A 24,667-nucleotide genomic window follows, 5' to 3' on the forward strand; every position below is an offset into this window, starting at 1 on the left:
GATGGACTTATGACTAACTTAACTTTCGCAGCTCAATCATGGGAGAAAAAACAGAGAGTGGTAAGGCAAGGCAGTGTCTGAGCTTGGAAGTTTTCCACCCATTCGGATACGGGTCCCGGATTCGCCGCAGTACACACCGCAGCAGCCGAAGAGTTAAGGAGCAGTTTATAGAAGGACTTCGTGGTGTAGTGGAACGGATGAAACGTACTGAAATCACCTTGCGTCAGGCACCCGGATTTGAATAAAATCCTTCATCCCGGTTTCGATGCATTTAATGCTACAGAGCGGTTTTTACTAGTTAAAATGCAATACAGCATCATCTATTGCAGCTAGGGCGTTTGTAACATTTTTTAGAAAATAACGATGTATAAATTGCCAAGTAGAAGTGGTGTAACGATGTTAAATGTAAAAAAACAGCACCAAAGTCGCGGCTGGAATGGCGTTGTATCTGCTTTGAATGTTCTATATGTTGGGTTCGCGCAGCTCTATCATGGCAAAGCCCCGCCCGAAGTGATTCTTCTAAATTCATATTTTTTACAAGAAAGCAATTCTAAAACCACGATAACATTGTCCCGCTGAAAGTCGCTATTTTAAGTTGAAATTAAACATTGAAAAAGCTTGTCGCTGGCAAGCTTTTTTTGATGTCTTTGAGCTAATAAAGATAATATGAAACCTATACAAGGTGGATGTATACTTATGCATTACAGTAATGAGGATATTCTCATTAATTATGATTTTTATGGCTTACATGAGTTGGATAGCGATAATTTTCTCACTAATTATGACACTGCACATTGTGAGTAACCATTATAGTTGAGACAAAGTAGGGACCTTGATTCGTCAGAAGCACTGATGAATCAAGGTCTTCCTACTTTATATGGTGATGAATAATAAAACAGCAATTTAGTTTAACCCCGGAAAAAATTATGGGGAACAAGTGTTCTTTACATATATTATGTATGAGTATATAATCAAAACGAAACGGAAACGGAGATCTGGTGTGCTAGATAAAGCAATGTAGATTTTTCTTTAGTATAAGCACATTATAAATATATCAATTGGAGGAGTCTGTATGCCATATTGTAAAGTCAAGAATGCCAATATATATTACGAGGAAATTGGTACAGGCAAACCGATTATAATGATCCATGGTTTTACACCAGACCATCGGTTAATGAGTGGGTGTATGGAACCGATATTTGAAGATATCCCCGGTTGGCGTCGTATCTATCTTGATTTGCCTGGAATGGGACAAACAATGGATTACGATCAAATATGTAATTCAAATGATATGCTAGAAGCAGTTATAAATTTTATTGAAACTCTTGTCCCAAACCAAGATTATCTCATAGCAGGCGAATCATACGGTGGTTATATTACAAGAGGAATAATTAATAGACATAAAGATCGTATTGGTGGAGCTGCACTGATTTGTCCATTAATTGTTCCTGAACACAAAAGGAGAATACTTCCCGAGCATTTTGTTGTTCATCGTGATCGCGAGTTTATGGGCACCTTAAGTGAAGAGCAAATAAGTGATTTTAGCGCAAATCAAGTCGTTCTCGATGAATATAATTGGAAGAGGTATTCAGAAGAGATCGTGGCAGGTTGTAAGATCGCTGACTACGATTTTCTTAGCAAGATTCAAAGAAACTATGGATTTTCCACCAATATAGATGAATTAGTATTCGATAAACCAACAGTATTTACTCTTGGACGACAAGATGCAGTCGTTGGTTACATAGACGCTTTTAAAATTTTAGACAATTATCCTAGAGCAACCTTTGCCGTTCTAGATCGAGCAGGCCATAATCTTCAAATTGAACAGGCTCTATTATTTGAGTCACTTATTCGTGAGTGGCTTGAAAGAGTAACAGAGTTTGGATTTTAGTTGTATATGAATCCATTGAACTAACGGGCAGGGAATTAATCTGTACTTTATTCAGAAAGCTCTGAAGCGTAAGCTACCGATCTTGGAGCTGGAATCGTTCGAATCTCAACTGGACATCTACTGAAGAATAAAGGCTATGCCGTCGTACGTAAATAAATAGTCACTTCAAAAAGATGAGTCGCTTGGCTCGTCTTTTTTTGTTTTGAATGATTCAAGTTCTCATCTCAGGCGTCGATAAGAACTTGAATCGATGACTAAATGCTAAACAGGTACCTCTTCAGTGAAATAATCCAACACCATACAACCAGCTCCTTGAGCCACAATATTGTAGGCTTCAGTGGACTTAATGATTTGAACATGACTATCAGGATAAAATTTTAGTCGATCTTGTGCTGTTTTAGCTGCTACCTCAAAAAAACGCGGTTTTGGTACTAAAGTTCCTCCGAAAATCACGATCTCAGGACGTAACAGAAAAATCAGATTACTGAGACCCACACCAAAATAATAAGCTGCATCCTCAACAACTTCTAAACAGAGCGCATCGTTTTGCTCTAAAGCATATAAAATGTGGTGTAAATTGATCTCTTCGAAATCGTTAACTTCGGTCGTAAGCATTGAAGGCTTGCCACGCTTCATGAGCCTAACCATTTCGTCACGAATAGCAGGCAAACTACTGTATGCTTGGAGACACCCATATGAGCCACAAGAACAACGTCGACCATGAATATCAATGATGATGTGCCCAAAGGTATCATCCATATCTCTTTTTCTGCTAACCAATCTGCCTTGAAAAATAGTACCGCATCGAATTCCAATATCACTGGATACAAAGACTAAATTATCTGTTTCTTTCCAAAAGTTCATACGATATTCAGCTAGCGCAGCCAAGTTGGTCCCATTCTCCAGAAATACAGGAGTGTTGGTTTTATGTTTTAAATATTCAATTATATTTATATCCCATCCACCTGCAGGAAAAAGTTGGGGATGTGAAATGACTCCCATTGCCGGATCAAACGAATCGAGAACCCCAATGCCGATGCCCAACAATTTCTCCCTAGGAACGTTATGTTCAGCCAGTAAATCCTCAACGCACTTTGCTACATAATTTAATGTGTACTCTCCAGTACATTCGGTGGTCATCTTTAATTTTTTGACGCCTATAATATTTAGCTTTAAATCAAGCAGCAAGACAGTTGTGTATAAGCTTGTAATCTCAACCCCAATCAAGTTGTAAGCATCCGGTTTGATCACATAGGCCAGAGGTTTACGTCCACCACTTGATTTTCCAATCCCACTATCATAGATAAGATCTTCTGCAACAAGTTCGTCAAGTAAACGCCCACATGTTACATGCTTAAAACCAGTGTGCTCAGCTAACGTGTTAATGGTTACAGGACCTAATTTACGAACTAAGCTATATAACAGTTTTAAGTTTTTCGCTTTGGGTGATGATAACTCTTCAAATTTATTTAACATATAACTTCCCCTTGATCTTTAATACAAGATGTTGTTTTCAGACATAAATATATAGTTACAATTATTATCGGGCTTTTTTGATGATATATCTACTCTGATTATTAAATCTGTACAATTTTGGATGTTTTAGATACACGTTGAGCTAATGAAGAAAACATGAATTAACTTTTGATAATTAGTATAAAAAGAACTGGAGATAATGACGAATTATTTAACATTTAGTTAGTCTTTTTATATAAATTATAAATAGTTATTTACAAAAGGTAGTTAAGCTATTACACTAATCAATGAAAGCTGTTGGAGCAGCAATTTGAAGTGATTGATACAGATAGCTTACAGCAAACTATTTTAGGAGGAATTAAATATGCATAAAATGCAAGATATTTTGGAAACCAGAGACTTTATCATGAGTAAAACATCATATCGTCCGACGATCGGAATGATTTTGGGGTCCGGATTAGGGACATTGGCTGACGAAATTGAAAACCCTTTCACAATACCTTACAGCGAAATTCCTCACTTTGCAAAATCTGAAGCGTTAGGTCATGCGAACGAATTAGTTATTGGGGAGCTAAAGGGAAAAACTGTATTGGCAATGAAAGGACGTTTTCATTACTATGAAGGCTTTTCTTTGGATGAAGTGACTTTTCCGGTGCGTTTGATGAAGGCCCTGGGTGTAGAAAACTTGCTCATCACCAATGCTTGCGGCGCCGTTAATAAAGACTTTAAACCGGGTGAGTTAATGTTGATTACGGATCACCTCAATTTGGTAGGTACGAATCCATTGATTGGACCGAATAATAACGATCTGGGTACTCGTTTTCCTGATCTTTCTCAAGTGTACAATGCTGAATTGCGACAAATTGCTACGGAAGTTGCAAAAGCACAAAATACAACTTTACGCGAAGGCGTATATTCCTGGTGGAGTGGTCCAGCTTATGAAACCCCAGCTGAAATTCGCATGATTCGTACATTAGGCGCAGATGCTGTTGGAATGTCAACCGTACCAGAAGCCATCGTAGCTGTTCACGCGAATATGAAGGTTCTTGGAATCTCCTGTTTAACCAACATGGCTTGTGGAATTCTAGATCAGCCTCTAAGTCATGACGAAGTAATTGAGGTAGCGGCCTTGGTAAGAGAGAATTTCATTGCTTTAGTTAAGGGAATTGTAGAGAAGGTTTAGTAATTATATAAAATCCGATGAAGAAAAAGGCGAGGTTATGAAAGGGTATATATATGTCATATTAGGTGCAATTTGTTATGGTTTATTATCGACTTTTGTGAAATTAGCCTATAAAGATGGTTATATCGTGAATGATGTTGTTGGAATACAGCTCCTCTTAGGATCGATATTATTATGGGGCGGAGTGCTTGTTACTAAAGGCACGAAGAGTACAAAACAGAAGAAGTTTGTAACGCCAGGTAAAAGGGAAATAATATTATTAGTTACCGTAGGGGCTACAACGGGGCTTACAGGAATGTTTTATTATCTCTCACTTCAATATATTTCAGCTTCTTTGGCAATTGTACTCCTTTTTCAGTTTACATGGATCGGTGTGTTGCTAGAGGCAATTTTCAATAGAAGAATTCCTGAAAAAGGAAAGCTACTATCCATCATTCCTTTACTTATCGGAACGATAAGCGCAACTAATATTTATTCAACTGGAATTTCAGCCGTTCATTGGCTTGGCTTTTTGTATGGTCTGCTTGCAGCATTATCTTATTCTATTTTTATGATCGTTAGTGGTAGGGTCGCCGTTCAAGCAAATCCGATGATGAAGACAGCTTTCATGACTACCGGAGGCCTCATCGTTTGTTCGATCATTTTACCTCCAACGTTTTTAACAGACGGAAAGCTTTTATTACAACTGGCTGTACAATACGGGTTTGTTTTAGCTTTTGTCGGTCCCTTCCTCTCCACACTGCTTTTCTCTAAAGGTGTTCCGTTAGTGGGATCAGGAATAGCATCAATATTAGGTGCAATGGAGCTTCCAACAGCCTTATTAATGTCTGTCTTTGTCCTGAATGAGCACATTGGTGTTCCACAATATGTAGGGATCGTTCTTATCTTAATTGGAATATCATTACCAAAATTACTGAAAAAAAGTAAAAAGGACATCTTAACCATTTGAAACGTCCTTAGATGGATAATAATCATAGATTAGGGAGGCATATAGAATGAAGAACAAAGATGAACTCTTTATGAAAAAGGCAATTGAGATTGCTCTACAATCCCGAAATGAAGGAAATGAGCCCTTTGGTGCAATTTTGGTCAAAGGGGAAGAAGTCGTAATGGTTGGGGAAAATAAAATTAATACGTTTTGTGATCCAACACATCATGCAGAAATTGGTTTAATCCGGAAATTTTGTTCTGAAAACAATGTATTTGATTTGAGCGAATACACTTTGTATACAAGTTGTGAACCTTGCGTTATGTGTTCGGGCGCCATGGTGTGGTCTAATCTGGGCAAAATAGTATACAGCGTATCACATGATCAGTTAGCTGAAATCGCTGGGAGCAACATCATGATTGCTTGCAACGAAGTGTTTGAGAAAAGCCCTCAAAAACCTGAACTGGTTGAACAAGTACTCAACGAAGAAGGTTTAAAAGTATTTGATGGATACAAATTTTCTCATTAAATAACTTTTTAAAAATATGAGAATCTATGAATTCATTGGGCAACTTCACTGGATAGTGAAGCTGTCCTCTTTTATGTATCGTTTTACTGCTTGAAATCTAAAAAATAATGCTTCAGATAAAACAAAGGTGCGTGTTGAGAGGAGAGATTGATATATGAATAAACGATTTCAACGAATTCATTTAATTGTCCTAGATTCAGTCGGTATTGGAGAAGCACCGGATGCTGCGGCTTTTGGAGATGAGGGGGCTGATACGTTGGGGCATATCGCAGAAAAAATGAATGGACTGTATATGCCTAACATGGCTGCACTTGGATTGTCCAACATTAAAGAAATTCAAGGAGTACCTAAGGCCGATCATCCAATGGCTTTTTGGACCAAAATGCAGGAAGCCTCTAAAGGGAAGGATACGATGACAGGGCATTGGGAGATCATGGGGTTACTTATAGATGTCCCCTTTCAAGTGTTCCCGAATGGTTTCCCTGCCGCTTTGATTGAAGAACTTGAAATAAAATCAGGGAGAAAAATCATCGGAAATAAACCTGCCAGCGGCACTGAAATATTAGATGAGCTTGGGGAGGAGCATATGAAAACGGGGGCTTTGATTGTGTATACATCAGCGGATTCCGTTCTGCAAATTGCTGCTCACGAAGAGATTGTACCATTGGATGAATTATATCGTATTTGTGAGATTGCGCGTGAAATGACTAAAAACAATGATTATATGGTTGGCCGAGTCATAGCTAGGCCGTTTGTAGGAGAGCCGGGACAGTTTAAACGAACGGCTAACCGGCATGACTATGCACTGAAGCCTTTTTCCCGGACGGTCATGAATGAATTAAAGGATGCTGATCTGGATGTAATCGCTGTAGGGAAAATTTCAGATATTTATGATGGGGAAGGCGTTACTGAGGCGATCCGAACGGTATCCAACATGGATGGAATGGACAAGTTTATTCAAGTTGCACAAAAGGATTTTACGGGCTTGTCTTTTTTAAACCTGGTTGACTTTGATGCCCTTTTTGGTCACCGCCGAGATCCGCAAGGGTATGGCAATGCACTGGAGGAATTTGATGCTCGGTTGCCAGAACTGTTAGAAAAGCTTACCGAGAAGGATTTGCTTATATTGACTGCGGACCACGGAAATGACCCGGTTCATCACGGAACCGATCATACACGTGAATATGTGCCGCTACTCATCTACTCCAAAGCGTTTATGGAAGGTCGAGAGCTGCCTCTTCGCAAAACGTTTGCAGACATTGGAGCATCCGTTGCTGACAACTTTGGGGTCAAACTGCCAGACCACGGTACCAGTTTTATGCATGAATTAATGATAAAAAGATAAACGTTGTAGCGTGCTAATCCAGCACTTGGATTAAACGAATTAAACCAAATAACTTCCGCTTCTCCGGAGGTCATTTTGGTTTGGAAAAAAACAAACTTTTATTATTTTATGTAAAAAGTATAAAATGAATATGTATATTATAAGTCATTTATTATGAATAATTCATTACTTTTTATAAAATATATATTTAGTTCTTTACTTTAATGACTTTACCTATTACACTATGAATAACAAAATGTAAGCCTTTCCAAGTGTGTCCGACAGAAGAATCGACGGAAGAGTAGTAACACAACAACTTGAATATTCAAGCTCAAAAGGGGACAGGAAAAATGGCAATGAAAACACGGCTTAGAATAATGAATTTCTTTCAGTTTTTCATTTGGGGATCATGGCTTGTTACGCTAGGCTCGTATATGATCAATACATTACATTTTACGGGCGCACAAGTTGGAATTGTTTATAGCTCAAAAGGATTAGCCGCGATCATCATGCCTAGTCTTGCAGGCATTATTGCGGATCGTTGGATTAAAGCCAATAGATTATATGGAATATTCCATGTTCTAGGTGCGATTTCTTTATTTATAGCAGCACACATTTCAGATCCAATGACTATGTTTTGGGTGATATTTTTCAATTCGTTGGTTTACATGCCAACAAGTGCTTTGACAAATGTTATATCATACGTTGCGCTTGAGAAAGCGGGATTGGATACAGTAAAGGATTTCCCACCAATTCGCGTTTTTGGAACAATCGGGTTCATTATTGCCATGTGGGTAGTTAGTCTTAGCGGATTTGAGTTAAGCAACATCCAGTTATATATAGCTGCGAGTATCTCGCTCTTGCTAGCCCTATACTCACTTACGCTGCCTGATTGCCCAACCTCTAACGAGAAGAGAGAAAAGTCATGGATTAGTCTTTTAGGCTTGGATGCGTTTGTACTGTTCAAACAGAAAAGAATGGTTATATTCTTTCTTTTCTCAACACTTCTAGGTGTTGCCTTGCAAATAACCAATACATTTGGTAATCCGTTTTTGCATGATTTTGGACTGAATCCTGAATTTAAAGATAGCCTGGTCGTACAGTATCCATCTATTTTATTATCAGTATCACAGATTGCTGAGGTGTGTTTTATCCTTGCCATCCCATTCTTTTTACGTAACTTTGGAATTAAAAAGGTTATGCTCATTAGTATGGTGGCTTGGACATTACGCTTTTTATTTTTCGCATATGGTAACCCATCTGGTTTGGGATTCACTTTCCTTCTGTTATCCATGATTGTGTACGGCTGTGCATTTGATTTCTTTAACGTCTCTGGAGCCATTTTTGTAGAAAAAGAAGTCGATCCTCGTATTCGCGCAAGTGCGCAAGGCTTATTTTTAGCCATGGTTGATGGAATCGGAGCGTATGTAGGCGCCATCGCAAGTGGAAAGGTAGTAGACTATTTCACGGTAGATGGTGTGAAAGATTGGCAAAGTATTTGGTTAACCTTTGGAGCATATACACTCGTACTTGCAATTATTTTTGCTGTAAGCTTCAAATATAAACATGATCGAAATGCTATGAAAGATGTATCTACAGGCCATTGAAATCAAGAATAAAAGAAGGTTAATGTTTTTCTGCATTGCTGTTTATGATTTTAGCTCTTTATTTCATATTTAAAGGAAGCAAAAGATCGAATGAAGTGAAATTGGCTTCAGATCAGCGCAAGATATTTTTACAACAATAAAAGAAAAGCTTGGTGAGATGGCGAGCCTTTATCTGTTATGAACAGTGAGGGGCTCGCCATCTGTATAAAAGCACACCGTATGTTCAAACATATTAAGCCGTTGGGTTGCATCATGCCATTGTATACATATAAGTCCTGCTGACAAAAATTTTAAAGAAACTGACTCAAATGTATTGACTTCGAGTTACACGAAGATGGTAGGCTACTACTTATAAACAACATACTACACTCATTAAAACACCATTTTATTGTAAAGCGAGGTCAATTCCATGGAATTTGTGAAGCTTGGAAATACCGGCTTGGATGTATCACGGATTTGTCTCGGCTGTATGGGGTTCGGCGATGCGAAACGTTGGGTTCACCAATGGGTACTTGATGAAGAGAGTAGTCGCCCGGTTATTAAAAAAGCGCTTGAGCTTGGCATCAATTTTTTTGATACGGCTAATGTATACTCTCTTGGGACAAGCGAAGAAATTTTGGGACGCGCGCTCAAGGATTATGCCAGCCGGGATGAAATTGTAATCGCAACGAAAGTTCATGGACGTATGCATCAAGGACCTAATGGCGCCGGTCTTTCTCGCAAGGCAATCATGAGCGAGATCGATAAAAGTCTGAAACGGCTAGGTACTGATTATGTAGACCTGTATCAAATTCACCGTTGGGATCACAATACGCCTATTGAGGAAACGATGGAAGCCTTGCACGATGTAGTGAAGGCAGGAAAGGCCAGATACATTGGGGCATCCGCTATGTATGCTTGGCAATTTCAGAAAGCATTGCATGTTGCCGAGAAAAATGGATGGACTCGGTTTGTATCCATGCAGAATCACTTGAATCTCATTTACCGTGAAGAGGAGAGAGAAATGCTTCCATTGTGCAGGGAAGAAAAAATCGGTGTAATTCCATACAGCCCGCTTGCATCGGGAAGATTGACCCGTGAGCCGGAGGAAACAACCTATCGATCTGAAACCGATGATATTCAAAAATCAAAATATGATGCAACAGCAAATGCCGACCGATGGATTGTGGAGAGGGTTGCAAACATTGCAGAAAAACATGGTGTTCCCCGCGTACAAATTGCACTTGCCTGGTTGTTGCAAAAAGCACCGGTAACTGCTCCTATTATCGGCGCTACAAAAATATCTCATCTTAAAGAGGCTGTAGCTACACTTACTGTGAAATTAACAACGGAAGAAGTAGCATTCCTGGAAGAGCCGTATGTGCCGCACTCTATTGTTGGTTTTAATTAACTGATATAGGCCGAAAATTGCTGTTTCGGATAGCAAAATTTAAATACCTGATAGAAATGATGAAAAACTACTTTCCGGGAGGTTTATATGCAAAAAGTAATACTGAACAATGGTGTTGAAATGCCTATCATTGGTTTTGGGGTATATCAGATTAAAGATGCGAATGAATGCGAACAAAGCGTTTATGACGCTCTTATGGCAGGCTATCGTCTAATCGATACCGCTGCGGCTTATCAAAACGAAGAAGCAGTTGGCAGAGCTATCTAAAGGTGCCACACTTATGAAGGAATACAATGTACAGATTGAGTCTAATATGTTCCATAATGGAGTGTTGGTGTCACTGGCTGAAAAGTATCAAAAATCCGTGGCTCAGGTGATTTTACGCTGGTTAACACAAAGAGAAGTCGTCGTAGTTCCAAAGTCCGTCCATAAAGAATTATTGAAAACTTCAATATCTTTGACTTTGATTTAAGCATAGAGGATATGGAGACAATTGCTGCATTAGATATGAAACAAAGCAGCTTCTTCTCACACAATGATCCGGAAATCGTAAAAGCGCTTGGTACGACCCGATTTGAGATTTGATGCTATCATTCTATTACAAAAAGTCGACGCAAAAACCTCCTAACAAGTCTTCAATGGGCAGGATGTGATCGGCGTTTCTTTTGACCAATAGGCAGGATTGGTATCATCCGAGATTACTTGATTTATAATGTCACGGTAGTGCTCTTCTTTGTTGGTAATAAATTCTGCCATAAATTTTACTTCTTCTAGTTGAGCTAGAACCGCTTCTTTTTGCTTGCGTATTATTTCATAGCGTTCCTCAATGGTTGCATCGCCTTCCAAACATAGGTCTACATATTTTTTGATGTCTTCGACGGACATACCACACTTTTTTAAGTTTTTTGCACCTGTAAGCCAGTGTATGGAATCGTCATTAAAAATACGGTTATTGTTTTTATCACGCTGTAAACCTGGAACTAATCCTTTATCTGTATAGAAGCGAATGGTGTGTACAGTTAAGTCAAGTAGTTCTGCAACTTCTTTCACAGTATACATGTTACCCCTCCCCAATTTCATGTTGAATGAAGCTATTTAAATTATTATTTCCTTCGTGTTACTCGAAGGTGATGGTTTAAATAATACTTTAAGCTTCGATAATTGTAAATTCCGAATACAGAACAAAACTTTTTAACATTGTTGACTTCGTGTTACTCGAAGGTTGTATGATTTTAATTGTGTGGGGCTAAGATGATTGGATATTTAAAAACGAATGACAAAAGCCGAGGGTAAAAGGGATGAGTAAAATTATATGAAAGCAATGATGTTAAGAGAATTTGGCGGACTCAACCAACTGAAGCTGGAAGATGTAGAAACGCCTATACCTGGTTCGAAAGAGGTTGTCGTGCGATTAAAAGCAGCAGCTCTTAATCGCCGGGATTTGCTAGTCATACAAGGCCGATATCCGGGGACCAAGGTACCTGCTATTCCCGGCTCTGACGGCGCAGGGGAAATTGTTGCGGTTGGAGATGAGATTTGTGATGTCTCAATCGGTGATGAAGTGATCATCAATCCAGGTTTGAACTGGGGCAACGATATGAACAAAAAAAGGGCTGAATTCACAATTCTCGGCGTTCCTACTAACGGAACGTATGCCCAATATGTAAAGGTACCAGCGGAAAGTGTCTATTCAAAGCCGTCCCATTTATCTTGGGAAGCAGCAGCAGCGCTCCCGCTCGCCGGTTTGACCGCCTACCGTGCTCTCGTGACGAAAGGCAAGGTAAAGAAAGGCGAAACCGTTCTGATCCCCGGCGTTGGTGGAGGTGTAGCTACCTATCTCGTTCAGTTTGCAGCCGCACTCGGAGCTGAGGTTTACGTGACATCCAGCAAAGAAGAAAAGATCGAAAAAGCAAAAACATTGGGTGCAACCGGAGGTGTCAACTACACAGCAGATGATTGGGTGGAGAAATTGGAGAAACTAACTGGTGGCATTGATCTATCCGTCGACAGTATTGGCGGCGAGGTGTTCAATAAACTGCTGTCACTTGGCAAAATCGGAAGTCGAATCGTCAGCTTCGGGGCGACGAGAGGTCCGATTCCGAATCTGCTTCTACCCAATATGTATGTGAAAGAAATCTCGGTGTTAGGCTCAACGATGGGAAGCCAGCAAGATTTTGCTGATATGGTCAAACTCATAGAAAAACACAAGATTGATCCTGTTTTGGACGAGATTTATCCGCTGGAGGAAGTGACCGAGGCACTGTTCAGAATGGAAAAGGGAGAAAATTTCGGGAAAATCGTTTTGACCATTCCACAAGATTAACGAGAGCATGGAGTCACCAATTGCTGAAGAATAAGGGCTATGACGTCGTACGTAAATAAGCAGTCACTTCCAAAGATGAGTCGATAGGCTCGTCTTTTTTGTTTGATGATTCAAGTTCTCATCTCAGGCGTGGACAAGAAATAATCCAACACCATACAACCGGCTCCTTGAGCCACAATATTGTAAGCTTCAGTGGACTTAATGATTTGAACATGACTATCAGGATAACATTGTAATCGATCCTGTGCTGTTTTAGCTGCTACCTCAAAAAAACGCGGTTTTGGTACTATAATAAGCCGCGTCCTCAACGACTTCTAAACAAAGCACATGTTTTGCTCTAAAAAGAGTATGAGCCGTATAGGGAAAGTCCCTTTCTTTTATGAAAGACCTGGATGAGACTAAGCGGAATTGTGTTCAATGAAATAAAAAAAACTCTGCCAATGAGAGTGTAGAAGCGACATGGGGGAAAATACGTAACTTTCCTAATCTAGTAGTGGAAACAATCGAGTCTGTAGACGCTTTTGTTAAGGGGGATGCAGTTGTTTTAGTTAATCGACAAACAAACGAGATATTGACTTTCTTAAATAAAAAAGGAGATCGTTTATCAAGTAAGTTAAAATCAGAATTAGATTTGACTAGAGAGTGAGGACGACTATGAATAACTATATAATATCGTTTACAAAAAAGTTTGATTATTTTTTCGAGCAAAAAGAAATCTCAAATATTATCTATTTACATGATGAGGATGATAATGAGAGATTAGACCATGTCCTTTTCCTTGAGAAAGGTGATGGTAATGTTATAGGCTTATATATAAGAGGCATGAATCCGTTAATCTCAGTGAATAGAATTTACGATTTGGATGATTTTAATTTATTTGCAAGTTATGAAGGATTGATTGAATCTAAAGAGAATATTAAACTCAGAGTAGAATATATAGGTTTGTTTTTTAGTACTCAATACAACGAATTATTGGGTTTCTATTTGGCGAATAACGATGTATCTAGTTCTATATTTATATTATTTTCACAAGATGAAATTTATGTGGAAAAGGATTGTAGTAAATATGAGGCTAGTAGGGCGCTTGAGAAAAGGTTTTCGACTGAAGGTTTTATAACATACGAAAAAAAATGTGAGACTGACTGGAAAAAAACAAACTTCTAATCGGAAAAAATTAAGTATATAAGCCTAAGCTTCGCTCTACTCAGAAATAATATTTTAGATTCCTAATATTGGACAGTGTTTTAAAATCAAAATAATATAATTGAAAAGATCACTGAACACAAGAATATAAACACATAAAAAAAGCTGTCGAGAAAGTTTCTCGATACTCTGAGCACCGGAGAAATCTCCGGTGCTTTTTATTATTCGAGAGCGATAATATTACTCCTTTCTACATAGCAACTAACCATATGGCTGGGATAAAGCAGCAGTTGTATGTTGAGTATAAAAGGAATATAATTTAGATATCTAATATTTAGATATCTAATTAAAATATCTGAATAAATAAGATTTGAGTAAATTGATAATGATAAAAGGAGATATCAACATGAATAGACTGGCAGGTAAAATTGCTATTATCACAGGCGGAGGATCAGGGATAGGAGAACGGATGGTCGACCTCTTCAGTGAGGAGGGAGCTGTAGTTATTGCTGCAGACATCAATGATCAAGCTCTTGAACGGGCTAGTAATAAAACGAATGTGTACGGAATGAAACTGGATGTTTCTTCTGACGAGGATTGGAAGGCTCTTTCCGCAGAAGTGAACAATAAATTCGGTAAAATTGACATTTTGGTTAACAATGCAGGAATAACTTCTGAGAAAGGATATCAGGATATCGACCTAAATGACTGGCATAAATTAATGTCGATTAACGGGTATGGACCGTTTGCAGGTATTAAGCATGTAGCCCCGTATATGGCTGCCCAAAAGAGCGGCGCTATTATTAATATTTCTTCTTACACCGCTCAAATCGGTCAGGGATTTAATCATTATTCCGCTTCAAAAGGTGCTGTACGTGCTTTGTCGAAGGCTGCGGCAACAACGTTCGGCCGGTTTGGGGTCCGTGTAAATACGCTTTTTCCGGGCATTATTGAGACACCAATGACTGAAGCCCTTAGCACATCTAAAGAAATGCTTACCCACTTAATTCAAGCGACTCCATTGCAGCGACTTGGTCGACCTGATGATGTAGCTAACGCTGCTTTGTTTTTGGCTTCGGACGAGTCTTCATACATTACGGGATCGGAGCTTGTTATTGATGGCGGTTTTTCTGCCCAATAAAATTAGAATTCACTTTACTGGGAAATGGATTATGCCTGACCTTCTTTCAGTAAAGAATGACTTTTATACAAGCCCCCTATACAATATAGGGGGCTATTACTTCATTTGAGAAAGCAGGTTAAAGAGTATTAATGAAAGAACAAAATATATTTACGCTGATTCATGCTATGGACCAGGTTACCAATAACCTATTAATTAAGTGGAATAAAATGTTTAATGAGAATCTAGGGGTATCACATATCCTTATTCTTTCGTACTTAAATAGTTACGGAAAGTGCCGCCCTTCTGATCTGGCCAGGTTATTGGGGCTAACTCCTCCGACATTAACCCATCTATCTGGAAAGCTTGTAAAAAAGGAGTTGGCTGTACGAGTGGCGGATGAGGAGGACCGGCGGATTGTGTACCTGCAAATAACTGACGCTGGTGTCGGAATGCTAAATAAAGCGCAGGAAGACGGACGACAGCTTAGAAGAGAACTATTTGAAAACCTAACTGAAGAAGAAAGAGAGGCCTTGTTGTCTGTTTATGAAAAACTAAATAAGGTCATGAGTGAGGATTGATACAGGTAATCATAAAAAAGCCGCCATGTTGGCGGCTTCTTTTTATTAATGATTGTAACCGCTCCGACTTTAGGAAGCAGAGAGCGTACTGCGCTTATTCTTAGCGTTGGCGCGGTCGCGGCGGCTCAGCAGAAATCCGACCAGAGATGCTGTGGATTGCTGAAAAATCATTCCGAGTACAACGGGCAGTGCTACGGGAGCCGGGAAATAGGTGATGGCTAGCACAGCCCCCGCGCTAATATTGCGCATGCCGCCGTTGAAGACCAGCGCCGTTCGGTCTGCATTATTCCACCGCATCAGCCATGATATGAGGTAACCAATCGCATATCCAGTGGAGGCAAGGATAATGATGGAGAGACATACTCCGACAAGCTTGAGATTAAAGTCAACCAGGTAAGGTGCGATGACAGATCCGTTAATCATGACGACCAGAGCCATAGCTAGCTTGGAGAACGGGCCCAGCCGAGGCCCCCATACCTGCTTAATCTTTCCTTTGGTCCATTCGTTCAGCACCATGCCAATTAATGAAGGAACGACAATCATCCAGAACAGGCTTTGCATCATTGCCCAGGTGTCGAGCTGGACATTCGCTCCGATCAGCAGGGACATAATGCCGGGCACAGCGAACGGGGCCAAAATTGTATCGATTAGAATGATCGCCAATGTAAGGGCTGTATTGCCTTTGTAGATATTAACCCAGACGAAGCTGGAAATGCCAGTAGGGATAGCTGCACCAAGAATCAGTCCAGTAATCGTATAAGGATCGTCACTGAAAGCCAGATGCCCAATCAGCATGGCGAGAAGCGGCATGGCTAGGTGAAGAATAAACAGACAGGCGATCAGCGGACCCGGATGCTTGATTATATGGATAAAATCCTTGAACCCCATGCTGATGCTGCCCGCGAAGGTCATGAAGGCAAATAGCCAGGGAGAAAGCTCAGTATATTGGGACAACGGCGTACCGATCAGGACGCCGATTAGAATGCTGATGGGTGTGATTAGCGGCATAGCTGAATTGAGTCTACGATTTAACGTTAGGAGCATACAAAACTTCCTTTTTTGTACTTAAGTATAGACCTTGCCCCTTGATCCGTAAATGATCCGTGTAGGGGGAAGATCATCTATGGATCAGCCCTTTAAATTATTTCGGTACGCCAGAGGAGAGCAGCCCATTATTTTTTTGAATAGCCTGGAGAAGTAATAAGGGTCCCTAAAACCGAGTTGTATGCTAATTTCTTTAATAGAAGCATTCGTTAAATCCAAAAGCTGACTGGCTCTTTGAATTTTCATTCTTAAATAGTAATCGACAGGGGAATACCCGGTTGATTGCTTGAATATTAGGTTTAAATGCTGTTTGGATACCTGAACATGCTGGCTAAGCTCATCAAGCGAAACGGTGGATTCCAATTGTTCGCCCATATAACGTATGGCCTTATCGACATGGCTCTGGTACGTGCTGTCTTCCTTGCGAGCTGCAACGGATACAACAAAACTCAGCAGATAGCGGATGGTTTGCGACACTTGAACTAAATGTATCATGGAGTATGATTTGTTCAGTAAAAGGGCGCAACACTGATGAAATAGCTCCAGCAGTTTGATTTCATCACTGGCAGCCAGCGAAATATACATTTTAAACGGCTCAAACAAATCCATAAAATCATCCATTTGATCCCCTTTAAGATGAAACCAGTAAATTGTCCATGGATCTTCATCGTCAGCCCCATAAGCATGTGGCATGTCCCTAGGAATGTACGCAAAGCTTCGCTCTTTCAGGACAATGGTTTGGTTATCCTTGGTTCGTATCCAGCCCTTTCCACTCGCACAGTAAATGAATATATGAGAGTCGCAGCCATTTGTTCTTTCACGAAAATGATGACGGGCATGGCTAAAGCAGCCTATATCCGTAATATATAAATCTTTCGTAAGCGGATTCATTTTTAATTTTCTCAGCATATAGGGAGGAAGGACATATACCTTTTTACGTTCAAAATCATCGGCTTTCTTAGTCATAATCTATTTATCTCCCAGCCGTAGGCGGCTCTAATGATGAAATACGTATATAGTCCATCATAAACAGTGGATTGTCAATTGTCTGTGATACCGCTTACTTGTAAGCTTTGATATAAGAGCGATTATGAGGGAGTGATGAATTGAAAATGAAGGTAACCGGTCAGAGTGAACAGGCTGTAGAAGGGCTGCGGAAGGCTTGTAGATTAAGGAGCATTGAACCCTATGGACTGGGGCTGGGAGGGAAATCACATGAGTAATCTGATGAGAAATGTACCGCGTAAATTGACGATCACGATGTGGGACTTCTCTTGGTATACCATGACACAGGAGGGGGAGCCCTACAGCGACCTGGCAGCTCGCTTTCAAGAAGCAGTCGAAAGAGGCTACAATACGATCCGAATATGCGCTATGCCCTTCATGTTGTTTACGGCGGATGGCAAACGCCCAGGTCCATTGGAGTTTGCGAGTCTTGGAAAAGTGGGCCAGCGTACGCGCTGGTATAACTGTCGCGGCGGTGCAGTGCTGGATGGGCATGCTCATTTGCTCGAACTGTTTAGACAGGCAAAGGCTCATAATTGTTACATTATATTATCCTCTTGGGAATATCAGCAGAGTCCGACCTTCCTGGCCCATGCTGAGCTTAGAGATGAATTAGCTGCGATCCCACCTAAGGAAAGATTCATGACGATTGCAAAATCAATGGATCAGTTGATTCGTTTTGTTACAGCAGCAGGCTATAGGGATCAGATTATCTATACAGAGTTACATAACGAAGTGGAGTTTGGGCAGTTAAACGCTGTCGGAACGTCTGAAGGCATATCGGAAACAAACATACCAGCGCTTATTGAAGCAATGCAGCCCTACGTAGAAGAAGCGATTGAATATCTACGCCAAAGCCATTCAGATATTATGATGACAGCCAGCTATACGTTAAATGAAGCCTACCCCAAAGCTTACGTCGCGCGCAATATGCAGGTGGCCCATTTTCATCTTTATATTAAAGGGGTGCTGAATGAGCTGATGGAAGCGGCAGGGCTTGATAATGAGTTGGCGACATTCCCCAATTCATTCGTCCAATCCCTATTGAGGGAAGATGCCCCTCCATTTCCAGAATGGGCTCTGCCTCCAGAGCAAAATTGGCGGATGGAGGGCAATCCCGTTGGCATGAGGCTTATTTATTTACACGACTGGGTAGATCCGGATCAATGGGATTTATTTTTGTACGATCGGTACGGAGATCATAAAATGGCCATGTTGCAGAAGGCCGACTCCCGATTGGAGGAGATTCATGAGTGGACCCGTCGTTCCGGTATTCCAATTGTCATAGGAGAAGGATATGTAGGCTATACGCCCCTGCATGCCCAATTTGAAGAAGGTCCGGTCGGTAAATATATAGCCGAATATGTGTTGCGAAAAGGAATGGCACTGGGGTTCTGGGGAATGACCCTCTGCTCCAACTGTGCTCCGCATCATCCGTTCTGGAATGATATAGCCTGGCAGTGCAAGTGGAACCAATTTATCCTAAATTCAGATTAGAGGTTCCTTCCTAGACAATCTATTGTCTCTGAGATAGCTGGTGTCATTCAATATGAACGATTGAGGGGAGTGAACTTTATGAGAAACTATCGAATTACGGTCCAAGATGATCATAAGCATATTGTGAAAGGCCAACTCAGACTTGGCGGCATCAATCCAAAGGGAGAACAAATCGGCTTCACCAACTATTTTATGGAGAAGGATGGAGAGCTTTTTTTCGGGATTTGTGGTGAATTCCATTATGCACGCTATGATGAACGCTATTGGGAAGACGAAATTATTAAAGTAAAAATGGGTGGCGTCAATATCATTGCTACTTATGTTTTTTGGAATTTACATGAAGAAGTCGAAGGTATTTTTAATTGGAGTGCGAACAAAAACCTCCGCTATTTTATTGAGTTATGTGGCAAACATCAGCTCTATGTCATTATCCGAATCGGACCCTTCAATCATGGCGAAATCCGAAACGGCGGTATACCGGATTGGCTATTTGGCCGCCCATTTGAGGTTCGTTCTAATGATGAGGGATATTTGTTTTATACGAGAAGAATGTATAACGAAATCGGTATTCAGGTTCAAGGGTTGTTATATAAGGAGGGTGGGCCGATCATCGGCACCCAAATCGAAAACGAGCATCATCATTCCTCTGCTCAGTGGGGATTGACTGTAGGAATTAATGATATGTGGTTAAACTCTGGGAGTGACGGTAATTCGCATATGTTAAAACTTAAAGAAATAGCTCTGGAAGCGGGTATTGATACTCCGATCTATACATGCACAGGATGGGGAGGAGCGACAACGCCTGTTCCTGATATGCTGCCCTTATGGGGCGGATATGCCTACTGGCCGTGGATCTATTATGAAGAGGGACGGTTGGAGGGGAAGGATGAGCATCCTGCGACACCGGAATACATTTTCCGAGACAAGCATAATAACAAGATTCCGAAAAGCTACAATTTTGAGCCCCTATACGCCCCGGAAGACTATCCGTACGCTTGCTGCGAAATGGGTGGCGGTATGGTTCAGTTTTATAAATACCGGTTTGTCTTTCCCTATCGCAGTGTTCCAGCGATGACTGTCATGAAGGTTGCAGAAGGCTGTAACCTGATCGGATACTATATGTATCATGGGGGTTCCAATCCGCGAGGTAAGGTTAACCCGTTCACAAACGATATGGCTACACCTAAAATATCCTATGATTTCAATGCCATGATTGGAGAATTCGGTCAAATAAGGGAGTCATACCGAAGAACAAAGCTACAGCATTATTTTCTTTCAACGTTTCAAAAGCAATTCTCTCTGACGAAGACTATTCTGCCAGAGGACACGTCCCCAATGGACCCTTATGATGTGGATACCTTACGATATGCGATTCGCTCCAGTGCCGGGGCGGGGTACCTGTTTCTAAATAATTTTCAGGACCATGTTGAAAATTACGACCTGTGCAATTTCAATGTAAGCATTGACCTGCCTGAGGAAACGATTGTAATCCCTAGTCAAGGTGAACTGACATTAGGACGGGATAGCTTCGCTATTTTGCCTTTTAACCTCAATTTGGATGGAATAAAGCTCAAATATGCAACAGCCCAGCTGATAACAAGGATAGAAGAGGATGGAGAAATATATTATTTTTTCTTTGTACCAGACGGGATAAAAGGAACGTATGCATTGGAATCAAAACATATCATCCGTGCCACAATCGACAAAGGTTCGATAGAGCAATTGGATGAGAATATGATCATTCAGGTTGCTGAAGAGGAAGAGAGTGTCATTCGCCTGGTATCTGAAAGTGGCCAAAAAGTTGTCATTTACACGATGACTGATGGACAAAGCTTGGAGTTTTGGAAGGTCAACCTGCAAGGTCGAGACAGAGTTATCCTGACAAGTGCCAATTTACTTGTATCTGGAGCTGAGGTGAAACTGGAATCAACAGATCAGGAGATTGTAACACTGAGTGTATTCCCGGATTTTGACGACTCAATCACATCCATATCCGGTGGAGAGTTGCTTGCAACAACAGAAAGTGAATTATTTACAACGTATCGGTTCAGAGTTCCTAAGAAGGAAATACACTTTAATCTGAAAAGGGTGAATCATGATAAATTCGTCCTTGATTTTGAAACAAATGCCCTTGATGGGGTCAAGGAGGCTCTGCTGCGTATCGATTATACGGGAGATATCGGTTATGCATTTATTGATGGTGAACTGATTCACGATAACTTCTGCAACCATACGACCTGGGAAATAGGTTTGAAGTCATTTGAACATCGGCTTATCGAGCGAGGGATGTACGTATATGTTTCTCCAATTCGAAAGGGCAAGGTTCTTAATAGCAATACGACCATGGCTGGCTGGAAAGAGACAACGGAGGAACGAATTGCGGACATTGGCACGGTCAGTATTGTGCCTGTGTATGAAATCCAAATCACCGTATAAATTAGGGAGTGCAAGAGCAGAGGCGCTCAGCGAATACTTTAGTGCAAAGTATTAAAAATGAATAGCTCATAGATTGATTCTTTTTTCTAAAATGGCGCAACAATGCACCCTTTTGCACGAATCAATCCATGAGCCTTTTTATATTCTCATTGTCTTTTTAGTAGATACCGGCTTTTTTCGATGTTTCTTTGATACCGTTGGTTCCTTCTACCACAGTGCGGCCCCAATCGGTCAGATTGCCGTTAGGTCCTGTTACAAGATCAAGATAAGAAAGGTTGGAGCTATTACCGTACCAGGACCAAGCTAACCAGCCTATGCCTTTGGATTGGCCGTATCTCATGATTTCTGTCTCGTCGACGTCTGCACCCTGGTGGTAACCGCCAAATTCACCAATAATCAGAGGGAGTCCTTGATTCAGAACGTTATCAATATTGGTTCGAACAGTTAGAACATCTTTACCAGCGAACTCATACATATGGATGGAGAATACCGTATTCTTCAAAGAATCAGCTGCAAATACAGACTTACCGAAGTCATTGATAGATTGAGGATATTGCCCCCAACCAGCACAATCGACGATGAGCGTATTTTTAATACCTGCGTTTCTCAGCTTGGGAATTGCTTGCTTATACCCATCTGCCCAGCCGCCTCCATTCCAAGAGCCATACCATTCGTTCGCAATGTTCACGATAACCCGATCTTCCTTGCCGATCAGGGCATCTTTTATGCTAATCCAGTAATTCACAGCCGCATCCAAAGACGCATAGTCGTCTTTACCCGTAGCGTCATGAACCTCAAGTACAGGAATCATTTTATAACTTGTGACTAGGGAGATAATATTTTTTACGGAATTTATGTCATCCTTGGTGTATTGTGTTCCGTTAGAAAGGACAATCCGAACGGTATTAGTACCTGTCTTGGCAATGGCTGGGATGGCAGTATAAAGATCGTTTTTGTACCAAGTGTGAGCATGATTGACGCCTCTCATAACGAACGGCTTGCCTGTAGAGTCATACAATTTGGTACCGCTTACATAGAAACCTGAAGCAGCTTGCGCCTTGGAGAAGAATCCCCCCAAACCAATCATGATAAGCAGACCAGCGAGTCCAGACAATAATGCTTTTCTTAACAATGCTTTCACTTTTATTTCCTCCCTAAAATATATTATTCAACTTCCTGCTATGTAGAGGTGGAGTAGGTATGTAAGTATGCAAATAGCAGTAAGCTAAACACAATATAAAGCGCTTCCATTTTTGAAAAAGTTATTTTTCGTTATTCTATCATTTGTGAATTTGTTATTCAATTGATTTTTTTAGTTTATTTTTGTTTTCGGAATATTTATGTACAAATTTCTTATTAAAATAGTATTTTCAAAGGTTATATTATGATTATTCTCTCTAATATGACATGTTTTCTTGATGATTTTTATTGATGAGTTAGCTAAAAATAATAAAATAAAACCTAACTTTTTATTATAATAGATTTGTTTTATGTAAAATACCTAACAATATGTTTGGGAAGTTATCAGGGGTCATGTGAGCACCAATGATATAGTCGATACCCAGCTTCACCCCGGTATTAAATTATTGTATGATATTCTCGTAATACTTTTACCAGAATGGATAGGGGCAAGATGATGAGAAAACCAATCATAGCAGTCGATATGGACGATACGATCTGTCATCTCGTCAAACGGGCTATATACCATAACAATAGTGAATTTCCCACTCATCCGCTTCGTTATGAAGAAATGTTAGATTGGAACACCGATCATCTACGTCATCCCAAAAGCACACATGATGTATTTTATGGACGACCGGGTTTGTTTGAGGAACTTGAACTGTATGACGAGTATGTCGTAGAAGAAATGGAGAAGCTTTACAATGCTTTTGATGTCATTATTGTGACAGCGGCAGAACCAAAAACCGTCGTGGAGAAATGGAATTGGCTTCAAAGACATATGCCATTCATTCCGATTGAGAACTTTTTCCCATGCAAACGAAAGAATCTGATTAACTATGATCTCCTGATTGATGATGGTCCTCATAATTTAGTGCCTGCACTGCAGGAGGGGAAGCAAGTGCTTTGTATTCCTCATCCATGGAATATGAAGGCAAGAGAGCAATATGAGTTCCCGGTCATGGCATCTTGGCAAGGAGCAAAAGAACGAATTGACTCCATTTTGGGAGTTCTGAAATAAAAAAATAGATGCATTCGTAAAACAGCTGGCTCACTTGGAGCTGGCTATTTTGCTAGAAATAATAGACCCCATAATAGAATAAAATGGTACAATTGATACATATTTTTCATGGGGAGGGATACGTGTATGACCATGACTATGGGGCAGATGGTGAATCATCTGACAAAGGGAATAGACATACCCAATACGACCGTAGATCTGCTTAACCCAGAGCTCAGGGATATTGAGATTCAAGGAATTGTAACCGCTTTCTGTGCATCGCAATATGTGATAGAACAAGCTATTTCGCTTGGCGCGAATTTTATTATTACGCATGAAGGTATGTATTATAGCCATCACGGTATCCAGGAATGTTTACTACATGATCCTGTCTATTTGCACAAATCTCGCCTGGTCGCCGACTCAGGCGTAGGGATTTATCGTTTTCATGACACCATACACCGTTATCAGCCGGATGGAGTGATGGTTGGACTTCTTCAGGCGCTTGACTGGCACGCCTACGTTGTAAAACAGCAGCCTGCTTCCGCCATTTTGGCTATTCCAGCTATGGAAGTTAAAGAGATCGCTGAATATATAAAAGCCAAACTTCATATTCGTTATGTACGAGTTGCTGGCGAGGTATCCATGCCGTGTGAACGAGTGGGAATCTTAGTCGGATATAGGGGAGGTGGTGAACTAGCCATACCATTATTTCTACATGAAAATGTAGACCTGATCATTGCTGGTGAAGGGCCCGAATGGGAAACACCGGAATATGTGAAAGACGCTGTCTATCAAGGGCAAAATAAAGCACTTATCATGCTGGGACATGCTGAAAGTGAAGCACCTGGTATGAAGTATCTTGCTGAAACACTTTCCGTCCAATTTCCAACGCTCCCCGTCTACTTTGTTGAGGATCGCCCTGTGTTTGAAATATTGTAAGAGAGAACATACCTATGCTGATGATCATCCCGCACTGTTGTTTATATCCGTTCATCTACTTTATGAAAT

The 24,667-nt window shown here is 40.6% G+C and carries 21 protein-coding genes and 1 pseudogene; 17 read left to right on the forward strand and 5 right to left on the reverse strand.

The annotated features are described in order from the left end of the window. Positions 1–38: 38 nt before the first annotated feature. The gene (locus ACH59B_RS03280) at positions 39–245 is read left to right on the forward strand and encodes a hypothetical protein (protein WP_180361598.1); all 207 of its coding nucleotides are present in this window, start codon (positions 39–41) and stop codon (positions 243–245) included. A gap of 827 nt (positions 246–1,072) precedes the next feature. Next, positions 1,073–1,891 carry an alpha/beta fold hydrolase gene (locus tag ACH59B_RS03285; protein ID WP_016819554.1) on the forward strand — a complete coding sequence of 273 codons (819 nt, stop codon included), beginning with the start codon at positions 1,073–1,075 and terminating at the stop codon, positions 1,889–1,891. A gap of 261 nt (positions 1,892–2,152) precedes the next feature. Here the strand turns inward: ACH59B_RS03285 and ACH59B_RS03290 are convergent, their stop codons facing one another. Further along, positions 2,153–3,367 carry an ROK family protein gene (locus ACH59B_RS03290; RefSeq protein WP_016819555.1) on the reverse strand — a complete coding sequence of 405 codons (1,215 nt, stop codon included), beginning with the start codon at positions 3,365–3,367 and terminating at the stop codon, positions 2,153–2,155. A 364-nt stretch (positions 3,368–3,731) separates the two neighbouring features. Here ACH59B_RS03290 and ACH59B_RS03295 point away from each other — a divergent pair, with 364 nt between their 5' ends. The 7 genes and pseudogenes from ACH59B_RS03295 to ACH59B_RS03325 all read left to right on the forward strand — a co-directional run bounded on the left by ACH59B_RS03295 (position 3,732) and on the right by ACH59B_RS03325 (position 10,913). Next, entirely contained in the window at positions 3,732–4,550 is an 819-nt protein-coding gene (locus ACH59B_RS03295; RefSeq protein WP_016819556.1) for a purine-nucleoside phosphorylase, read from the forward strand. A gap of 37 nt (positions 4,551–4,587) precedes the next feature. Next, positions 4,588–5,499, forward strand: coding sequence for a DMT family transporter (locus ACH59B_RS03300; protein ID WP_016819557.1), 912 nt, complete (start codon positions 4,588–4,590; stop codon positions 5,497–5,499). 46 nt (positions 5,500–5,545) lie between these two features. Continuing rightward, the gene (locus ACH59B_RS03305) at positions 5,546–6,007 is read left to right on the forward strand and encodes a nucleoside deaminase (protein ID WP_016819558.1); all 462 of its coding nucleotides are present in this window, start codon (positions 5,546–5,548) and stop codon (positions 6,005–6,007) included. A 154-nt stretch (positions 6,008–6,161) separates the two neighbouring features. Then, positions 6,162–7,352: a phosphopentomutase gene (gene deoB, locus ACH59B_RS03310; protein ID WP_404303310.1), complete on the forward strand. Its 1,191-nt coding sequence runs from the start codon at positions 6,162–6,164 to the stop codon at positions 7,350–7,352. A gap of 329 nt (positions 7,353–7,681) precedes the next feature. Further along, positions 7,682–8,938: a nucleoside permease gene (locus ACH59B_RS03315; protein WP_016819560.1), complete on the forward strand. Its 1,257-nt coding sequence runs from the start codon at positions 7,682–7,684 to the stop codon at positions 8,936–8,938. Between the two features lie 409 nt (positions 8,939–9,347). After that, positions 9,348–10,328: an aldo/keto reductase gene (locus tag ACH59B_RS03320; RefSeq protein ID WP_404303312.1), complete on the forward strand. Its 981-nt coding sequence runs from the start codon at positions 9,348–9,350 to the stop codon at positions 10,326–10,328. An 87-nt stretch (positions 10,329–10,415) separates the two neighbouring features. Next, positions 10,416–10,913: pseudogene (locus tag ACH59B_RS03325) on the forward strand (aldo/keto reductase). Between the two features lie 39 nt (positions 10,914–10,952). Here the strand turns inward: ACH59B_RS03325 and ACH59B_RS03330 are convergent. Then, entirely contained in the window at positions 10,953–11,387 is a 435-nt protein-coding gene (locus tag ACH59B_RS03330; RefSeq protein WP_113050819.1) for a MerR family transcriptional regulator, read from the reverse strand. 253 nt (positions 11,388–11,640) lie between these two features. Here ACH59B_RS03330 and ACH59B_RS03335 point away from each other — a divergent pair, with 253 nt between their 5' ends. The 4 genes from ACH59B_RS03335 (at position 11,641) to ACH59B_RS03350 (ending at position 15,495) form a co-directional block, all read left to right on the forward strand. Continuing rightward, a complete protein-coding gene (locus tag ACH59B_RS03335) occupies positions 11,641–12,651 on the forward strand; it encodes a zinc-binding dehydrogenase (RefSeq protein ID WP_257126639.1) in 1,011 nt (336 codons plus the stop codon). A gap of 654 nt (positions 12,652–13,305) precedes the next feature. Continuing rightward, positions 13,306–13,815 (forward strand): hypothetical protein, encoded by a 510-nt coding sequence (locus ACH59B_RS03340; protein WP_019686059.1) that lies wholly within the window; start codon positions 13,306–13,308, stop codon positions 13,813–13,815. A 385-nt stretch (positions 13,816–14,200) separates the two neighbouring features. After that, the gene (locus ACH59B_RS03345; RefSeq protein ID WP_016819566.1) at positions 14,201–14,935 is read left to right on the forward strand and encodes an SDR family NAD(P)-dependent oxidoreductase; all 735 of its coding nucleotides are present in this window, start codon (positions 14,201–14,203) and stop codon (positions 14,933–14,935) included. A 131-nt stretch (positions 14,936–15,066) separates the two neighbouring features. Further along, a complete protein-coding gene (locus ACH59B_RS03350; protein ID WP_025363945.1) occupies positions 15,067–15,495 on the forward strand; it encodes a MarR family winged helix-turn-helix transcriptional regulator in 429 nt (142 codons plus the stop codon). A 69-nt stretch (positions 15,496–15,564) separates the two neighbouring features. Here ACH59B_RS03350 and ACH59B_RS03355 read toward each other — a convergent pair whose 3' ends face one another. Both ACH59B_RS03355 and ACH59B_RS03360 read right to left on the reverse strand, forming a co-directional pair. Next, the gene (locus ACH59B_RS03355; protein WP_404303315.1) at positions 15,565–16,539 is read right to left on the reverse strand and encodes a bile acid:sodium symporter family protein; all 975 of its coding nucleotides are present in this window, start codon (positions 16,537–16,539) and stop codon (positions 15,565–15,567) included. 84 nt (positions 16,540–16,623) lie between these two features. Continuing rightward, positions 16,624–17,505, reverse strand: a complete 882-nt coding sequence (locus ACH59B_RS03360; protein WP_025363947.1) for a helix-turn-helix domain-containing protein — start codon at positions 17,503–17,505, stop codon at positions 16,624–16,626. A gap of 249 nt (positions 17,506–17,754) precedes the next feature. Between ACH59B_RS03360 and ACH59B_RS03365 the strand changes: the two genes are divergently transcribed. Both ACH59B_RS03365 and ACH59B_RS03370 read left to right on the forward strand, forming a co-directional pair. Then, a complete protein-coding gene (locus ACH59B_RS03365) occupies positions 17,755–19,041 on the forward strand; it encodes a cellulase-like family protein (protein WP_404303317.1) in 1,287 nt (428 codons plus the stop codon). 78 nt (positions 19,042–19,119) lie between these two features. Then, positions 19,120–21,477, forward strand: coding sequence for a beta-galactosidase (locus tag ACH59B_RS03370; protein ID WP_404303319.1), 2,358 nt, complete (start codon positions 19,120–19,122; stop codon positions 21,475–21,477). Between the two features lie 157 nt (positions 21,478–21,634). Here ACH59B_RS03370 and ACH59B_RS03375 read toward each other — a convergent pair whose 3' ends face one another. After that, on the reverse strand, positions 21,635–22,618 hold the full coding sequence (locus tag ACH59B_RS03375; RefSeq protein WP_404303321.1) for a glycoside hydrolase family 5 protein: 984 nt from the start codon (positions 22,616–22,618) through the stop codon (positions 21,635–21,637). A gap of 495 nt (positions 22,619–23,113) precedes the next feature. Between ACH59B_RS03375 and ACH59B_RS03380 the strand changes: the two genes are divergently transcribed. Both ACH59B_RS03380 and ACH59B_RS03385 read left to right on the forward strand, forming a co-directional pair. Then, entirely contained in the window at positions 23,114–23,677 is a 564-nt protein-coding gene (locus ACH59B_RS03380; RefSeq protein WP_404303916.1) for a hypothetical protein, read from the forward strand. A gap of 126 nt (positions 23,678–23,803) precedes the next feature. Beyond that, complete coding sequence (locus tag ACH59B_RS03385) at positions 23,804–24,598, forward strand: Nif3-like dinuclear metal center hexameric protein (protein WP_031462820.1); 795 nt, start codon at positions 23,804–23,806, stop codon at positions 24,596–24,598. Positions 24,599–24,667: the final 69 nt, after the last annotated feature.

This window comes from Paenibacillus sp. DP01, from assembly GCF_044784315.1.
GTDB lineage: Bacteria > Bacillota > Bacilli > Paenibacillales > Paenibacillaceae > Paenibacillus > Paenibacillus polymyxa.

What these genes read in the sequence shown, in the direction of transcription:
- ACH59B_RS03365 (WP_404303317.1), top strand. Translation starts at nt 17,755, where the DNA reads ATGAGTAATCTGATGAGAAATGTACCGCGTAAATTGACGATCACGATG.
- ACH59B_RS03350 (WP_025363945.1), top strand. Translation starts at nt 15,067, where the DNA reads ATGAAAGAACAAAATATATTTACGCTGATTCATGCTATGGACCAGGTT.
- ACH59B_RS03370 (WP_404303319.1), top strand. Translation starts at nt 19,120, where the DNA reads ATGAGAAACTATCGAATTACGGTCCAAGATGATCATAAGCATATTGTG.
- ACH59B_RS03330 (WP_113050819.1), bottom strand. Translation starts at nt 11,387, where the DNA reads ATGTATACTGTGAAAGAAGTTGCAGAACTACTTGACTTAACTGTACAC.
- ACH59B_RS03280 (WP_180361598.1), top strand. Translation starts at nt 39, where the DNA reads ATGGGAGAAAAAACAGAGAGTGGTAAGGCAAGGCAGTGTCTGAGCTTG.
- ACH59B_RS03290 (WP_016819555.1), bottom strand. Translation starts at nt 3,367, where the DNA reads ATGTTAAATAAATTTGAAGAGTTATCATCACCCAAAGCGAAAAACTTA.
- ACH59B_RS03345 (WP_016819566.1), top strand. Translation starts at nt 14,201, where the DNA reads ATGAATAGACTGGCAGGTAAAATTGCTATTATCACAGGCGGAGGATCA.
- ACH59B_RS03315 (WP_016819560.1), top strand. Translation starts at nt 7,682, where the DNA reads ATGGCAATGAAAACACGGCTTAGAATAATGAATTTCTTTCAGTTTTTC.
- ACH59B_RS03335 (WP_257126639.1), top strand. Translation starts at nt 11,641, where the DNA reads ATGAAAGCAATGATGTTAAGAGAATTTGGCGGACTCAACCAACTGAAG.
- ACH59B_RS03320 (WP_404303312.1), top strand. Translation starts at nt 9,348, where the DNA reads ATGGAATTTGTGAAGCTTGGAAATACCGGCTTGGATGTATCACGGATT.
- ACH59B_RS03300 (WP_016819557.1), top strand. Translation starts at nt 4,588, where the DNA reads ATGAAAGGGTATATATATGTCATATTAGGTGCAATTTGTTATGGTTTA.
- ACH59B_RS03285 (WP_016819554.1), top strand. Translation starts at nt 1,073, where the DNA reads ATGCCATATTGTAAAGTCAAGAATGCCAATATATATTACGAGGAAATT.
- deoB (WP_404303310.1), top strand. Translation starts at nt 6,162, where the DNA reads ATGAATAAACGATTTCAACGAATTCATTTAATTGTCCTAGATTCAGTC.
- ACH59B_RS03295 (WP_016819556.1), top strand. Translation starts at nt 3,732, where the DNA reads ATGCATAAAATGCAAGATATTTTGGAAACCAGAGACTTTATCATGAGT.
- ACH59B_RS03380 (WP_404303916.1), top strand. Translation starts at nt 23,114, where the DNA reads ATGAGAAAACCAATCATAGCAGTCGATATGGACGATACGATCTGTCAT.
- ACH59B_RS03360 (WP_025363947.1), bottom strand. Translation starts at nt 17,505, where the DNA reads ATGACTAAGAAAGCCGATGATTTTGAACGTAAAAAGGTATATGTCCTT.
- ACH59B_RS03355 (WP_404303315.1), bottom strand. Translation starts at nt 16,539, where the DNA reads ATGCTCCTAACGTTAAATCGTAGACTCAATTCAGCTATGCCGCTAATC.
- ACH59B_RS03385 (WP_031462820.1), top strand. Translation starts at nt 23,804, where the DNA reads ATGACCATGACTATGGGGCAGATGGTGAATCATCTGACAAAGGGAATA.
- ACH59B_RS03340 (WP_019686059.1), top strand. Translation starts at nt 13,306, where the DNA reads ATGAATAACTATATAATATCGTTTACAAAAAAGTTTGATTATTTTTTC.
- ACH59B_RS03305 (WP_016819558.1), top strand. Translation starts at nt 5,546, where the DNA reads ATGAAGAACAAAGATGAACTCTTTATGAAAAAGGCAATTGAGATTGCT.